General features: G+C 64.2%; 5 protein-coding genes and 1 pseudogene. 5 read left to right on the top strand and 1 reads right to left on the bottom strand.

Annotation, left to right across the window (positions count from 1 at the left end):
• Positions 1–197 precede the first annotated feature (197 nt).
• A complete protein-coding gene (locus GPA_RS12260) occupies positions 198–941 on the top strand; it encodes a GTP pyrophosphokinase (RefSeq protein WP_041239583.1) in 744 nt (247 codons plus the stop codon).
• Between the two features lie 101 nt (positions 942–1,042).
• Here the strand turns inward: GPA_RS12260 and GPA_RS12255 are convergent, their stop codons facing one another.
• Entirely contained in the window at positions 1,043–2,077 is a 1,035-nt protein-coding gene (locus tag GPA_RS12255; RefSeq protein WP_231847642.1) for a TDT family transporter, read from the bottom strand.
• Positions 2,078–2,252: 175 nt separating this feature from the next.
• Between GPA_RS12255 and GPA_RS12250 the strand changes: the two genes are divergently transcribed.
• From GPA_RS12250 to GPA_RS19320, 4 genes and pseudogenes are all read left to right on the top strand, one after another.
• On the top strand, positions 2,253–3,140 hold the full coding sequence (locus GPA_RS12250) for a LysR family transcriptional regulator (protein WP_015540056.1): 888 nt from the start codon (positions 2,253–2,255) through the stop codon (positions 3,138–3,140).
• A 92-nt stretch (positions 3,141–3,232) separates the two neighbouring features.
• A pseudogene (locus GPA_RS20240) lies at positions 3,233–4,020 on the top strand (aldo/keto reductase); the annotation flags it as partial.
• A 66-nt stretch (positions 4,021–4,086) separates the two neighbouring features.
• On the top strand, positions 4,087–4,353 hold the full coding sequence (locus GPA_RS20645; RefSeq protein ID WP_390212624.1) for a 4Fe-4S dicluster domain-containing protein: 267 nt from the start codon (positions 4,087–4,089) through the stop codon (positions 4,351–4,353).
• A 161-nt stretch (positions 4,354–4,514) separates the two neighbouring features.
• Entirely contained in the window at positions 4,515–4,661 is a 147-nt protein-coding gene (locus tag GPA_RS19320; RefSeq protein ID WP_015540054.1) for a hypothetical protein, read from the top strand.
• Positions 4,662–5,110 lie beyond the last annotated feature (449 nt).

Here is a 5,110-nt window from a genome sequence, read left to right as displayed (position 1 = left end):
TAAGCGGGCCGCGTGCATGCCGGTCCGCCCACGCCATCCCGCGCATCCGCAGCGCCCGCATTCCCTACTCCCTTTCTCACCCCCTCCCTCAAGCATCTGGTGATTTGCGCGAGATTACGCGCGCAAACGCCGGCGCGCGGGCCTGTCGCGCTATCATGGGCGCCGAGGAGAGCAACCTTTCGCCAAGGAGCAACAACATGCCAGATGCATCGCAGCAGCGGTCGGACCAGCGGCTCGCCGTGGGGGAGAAGAAGGAACAGCCGCAGGAGCGCCCCCCGTTCAGCGTGACCGACGACCTGCGCGAGCCCATCGACGAGCTGACCCGCCTCAAGGACATGGAGGCGAAGACGCGCGAGATCATCCAGAAGTACCAGGCCGCCATGCGCGAGATGGAGGTGCGCTTCGAGATCCTCGACCAGGACCTCAACCTCAAGAAGCACCGCAACCCCATCCACCACGTGGAATCGCGCATCAAGAAGCCGGCGAGCATCTTCGAGAAGCTGGGCCGCTACGGCAAGGAGCCCACGCTCGAGAACATGGAGCGCTACATCATGGACATCGCGGGCGTGCGCGTGATCTGCTCGTACATCCACGACGTGTACAACCTGCTGGAGCTTTTGCGCAAGCAGGACGACCTCACCATCGTCACCGTGAAAGACTACATCGCCGACCCCAAGCCCAACGGCTACCGCAGCCTGCACGTCATCGTGCGTATCCCCGTGTACTTCCTTGACAACAAGGAGCTCATCCCCGTGGAGGTGCAGCTGCGCACCATTGCCATGGACTTCTGGGCCAGCCTCGAGCACGACCTGAAGTACAAGGCCGTGAGCGAGGTGGAGGGCATCGACTCCTACGACGAGCTGAAGGACTGCAGCCGCATCATCGAGGACGTGGAGGCCCGCATGCAGATTCTCGCCGGCGCCCTCGAGGTGGACGACTAGCGGCTGCGGCCGTCCGGGTGCCCGGATGGCCGGACGCGAGCATCCCTCCCCCACACACGAACAGGCCCCGCAGTGGGGCCTGTTCGCAAGAAAAGGGGAGGCTAGTTGTCGAAGTTCTCCGAGAAGCGCGCGATCTGCGCGTTCTCCTTGAGCACGGCCACGCTTTGCGGCTGCTCGATGCGGCGGAAGAAGAAGCGCAGGTAGTGCGCCAGCACGTAGGCCACCATGATCGTGGCCAGCGCAACCTCCACGTAGAACACCACGTCGAAGGCGAAGGGAAGCGCTACGCCGTTCGCTCGGAAAAATGCCGTGCCCTGGCCGAGCGCCGTGGCCGTTATGACGAAGGGGAACGTCATGGCCGCGTAGCTGGGGTAGAACTTCAGGCGCAACAGGTGCGGCAGGCGGGAGAGCACCACCAGGAACAGCACCTGGGCCAGCACCATCATCACGCTCACGAGCAGGGCGTTCGGCGCGTCCGTCACGGCCAGGTAGCCCACGATGGACAGGCTCATGGGGGCGGTGTAGATGCAGAACAGCGGGCGCGCGCCCTCGGGCACCTCGTGCTTGGCGTAGCGGTACGTCACCAGCACCAGCAGCGCCGCGTAGCACGCGAAGCCGAACCAGAAGATAGCCTGGCCCAAGGCCTGCATCCCGAACACGGGCGACGTGACCGAGGCCACCACGATGCCCACATAGCAGATGAAGTAGGTGGGGAACACCTCGTGCAGCTTGAACGGGCGGAAGAAGCGCACCGTGAACCACACGATGAGAGCCAGGTGCGCCATCGTGGCCGCCACCCAGAGCGCGAACGCGGGGCCGAAGGCCAGCGGCGCCAGGTAGTTGGAGAACTGCATAAGCGTCATGAACACGGTGCCGCTGACGCTGGCCATGATGGAGTTATGCAGATCGTCGCGGATAAGCTGGGGAAACATGACCGCCTTCGCCGCCAACAGCACGATGAGGAACAGCGCGACGGCGCCGCAGAGGATATGGATGCCCTCGTAGGCCGGCTGCAGCAGGTTGCCCAGCGCCGTGAGGGCAAGGGCGACGCCCGCCGTGGGAATGGGTACTTTCTCTATGATGTCGCGCATGGTCACGTGCCTTTCAATGCCGTCCTTAGATTTGCTTAGACGCATTCTGGCATGCTCCTATCAAAAAGAAAAATTATATATCGTTATGCGTTGATAACTATATATAATAGATTGTCGATCGCTTGGCACTTCTGCGCAGTAAAAGGGCAGGTGATGTGCGCCGTTATGACGCCGACGATACCGCGCCCGTCGTGCGAGCACAAGCAACGAAAGGATTACCATGCAAGATTTCCGCATGAGCACGTTCTTGAGCGTGTGCCGAACGTTGAACTACACCCGGTCGGCGGCGGAGCTCAATATCACGCAACCCGCCGTGTCGCAGCACATCGCTTATCTGGAGAAGGCGTACGGCGCGAAGCTGCTCTCCTACCGCGGCAAGAAGCTCGCGCTCACGCCGGCGGGCGAGCTGCTGCGCGACGCCGCGGCCACCATGGCGCACGACGAGGCCACGCTGCGCGACGCCATCGCCGCGTTGGCTGGGCCGCGCCGCCGCCTGCGGCTGGGCATGACGCTCACCGCCGGCGAGTACGTGCTGGCGGAGCCGCTGGCGCACTACCTGGTGGATCATCCCGAGGTGCAGGTGCGCATCGCCTCGTCCGACACCGAGCGCTTGCTGGCGCAGCTGCATGCCGGCGAGATCGACTGCGCGCTCGTAGAGGGGTTCTTCGACAAGAGCGCCTACGACTGGCGCGTGTTCGCCACCGAGCACCTCATGGCGGTCTGCGCTCCCGACGCGCCGCTTGCCGGCGTGAAGGAGCCCCAGCGCTTCGAGGACCTGCTCGACCAGCACATCCTGGTGCGGGAGCGCGGCTCCGGCACGCGCGCCGTGCTCGAGCACGCCCTGGCCGCCCGGAACCTTTCGGTGGACAGCTTCGCGCGGGCGACGGAAGTGGAGAGCGTCAACATCATAAAGCAGTTCGCTGCCAGCGGCTACGGCATCGCCTTCCTCTACGGCGCCGCCGTGGTCTGCGAGCTCGAAGCTGGCACGCTCGCGCGCATCCCGTTGGCGGGCCACCTCATCGAACACGACATCACGTTCATCCGCCCCAAGGGCAGCGTGTTCGGAGACGAGTACGCCCGCCTGTTCGACGACCTGCGCTCGGTGTGAGGCCGCGAGCATCCTGTGCGAAATTTCCGCTTGACTTCGAGTGCGCTCCAAGTTCTATGATGGTCGGGCAATCCTGACGAGAGGAGACCCCCATGAGGCCCGATTTGGAATCCACGCCGAAGCTCGGCTTCGGCTGCATGCGCTTGCCGCTGCTCGATCCCGCCGACCAGCAGAGCATCGACCTTGCGCAGCTCGAGCAGATGGTGGATGCGTTCCTGGAAGGCGGCGGCACGTACTTCGACACGGCGTTCGTCTACCACGAGGGCGCCTCGGAGAAGGCGCTTGGCCAAGCGCTCGTGGCGCGGCATCCGCGCGAGTCGTTCACCATCGCGACGAAGTGCCTGGCGTGGGCCATCGGCAGCGCCGAGGAGGCGAAGTCCAACCTGGGCACGTCGCTTGAGCGCCTGGGCACCGACTACATCGACTTCTACCTGCTGCACAACGTGGGCGGCCCGCGCACGGCCAAGTTCGACGAGTACGGCATGTGGGACTTCGTGCGCGAGCAGAAGGCGGCCGGCCGCATCCGCAACTGGGGCTTCTCCATGCACGACGGCCCGAGGCGCTCGACGCGCTGCTCGAGGCGCACCCCGACGCCGACTTCGTGCAGCTGCAGGTGAACTATCTGGATTGGGAGAACCCGGTCACGCGGTCGCGCGCCTGCATGGAGGTGGCCGCCAAGCACGGCGTGCCCGTGGTGGTCATGGAGCCCGCGCGCGGCGGGCGGCTGGCCGAGCTGCCCGAGCAGGTGGCCGCGCCGCTTTTGGCGTGCCGTCCCGACCTGAGCATGGCTTCATGGGCGTACCGCTTCTGCTACAACCTGCCGAACGTGCTCACGGTGCTCTCGGGCATGTCCACGATCGAGCAAACGCGCCAGAACGTGGCCGAGTTCCGGGCGAGCGCGCCGTTCTCGCCCGAGGAGGAGCGCGCGCTGGCCGAAGCGCGCGAGATGCTTGAGAAGCTGGCCGCCGTGCCCTGCACGAACTGCCGCTACTGTGTGAAGGACTGCCCGCAGGGCGTGGCCATCCCCGAGATCATGAGCCTGCTGAACCTTGAGCTCATGACCGGCAACCGTGCCTTCGCGAAGGGCCTCTACTCGTGGCAGGCCGTGAAGCCGGCCTCGGAGTGCATCGCCTGCGGTGCCTGCGAGTCCATGTGCCCCCAGAGCATCGACATCGTGCATCAACTCGAAGTGGCCGCCGAGCACTTCGAATAGGACAGGGCGGTCCGTCGAATTGAATACCGTACGCGAAAAAGCTCTCATCTATTGAGAGCTTTTTCGAGCAATTAAAGCACGGGGAATGTTTGCAAGAATGTCACTTGTGCCGGCATAGTCCCGAGTGGGCGGCGTTTCTCTCAAAGGGGAGGTGATCGCCTATGAGCATCGAATGCGCTCTTGAAATCCTGTACGCCGCCGCAGCGGTGGCGACGATAGCCGGGTTCGTTCTGGCTGTCTGGGAATATAAGCGGAGGGACGACGTGGGAAGAGGGGGAGACCCCGAGCACAAAGAAGATCGGCGCTAGCTGGAACTAGTCGCCGATCTGGGTAAACCCGCGCCGCCCGTGTAGGCTGACCTCTTGCGAGGTTGAGACGGGCTTTGTCGGTGCTCCTGCATTATAGCATGCGTGGCGGGGCGCGCAACGCCGTGCAAGTTTGCTCCATCGTCAAAAGTTTCATGGGCGGCAAAATCCCCTCTGTCACGGGATCGGTGCTCTTTACGCTGCCCTTTCCCCATCCTGATCCCGTCTTTGCCTGATCTTGGGAGCATCTTTACGTGCGCCTGAACCCGCTTTTACCTGCCTTTCGTAGCATGGTCTGCAACGCGCCGAGCAACCGGCGGCGCGGCAACGAGACAACACTCCGGCGCCAAGGCCGGGAATGCGAAAGGATGGGTCGAATGGCAGACGGGTACCTGAGCAGGCGGCAGTTCGTGGCCGGCGGAGCGGCCGTGGCATTGGCGGGCATGTTCGGC

The sequence above is a fragment of the Gordonibacter pamelaeae 7-10-1-b genome, assembly GCF_000210055.1.
In the GTDB taxonomy this organism is placed as follows: Bacteria; Actinomycetota; Coriobacteriia; order Coriobacteriales; family Eggerthellaceae; genus Gordonibacter; species Gordonibacter pamelaeae.
The sequence above is the reverse complement of the archived record's forward strand: the minus strand, read 5'-3'. Positions and strand labels throughout refer to the sequence as shown.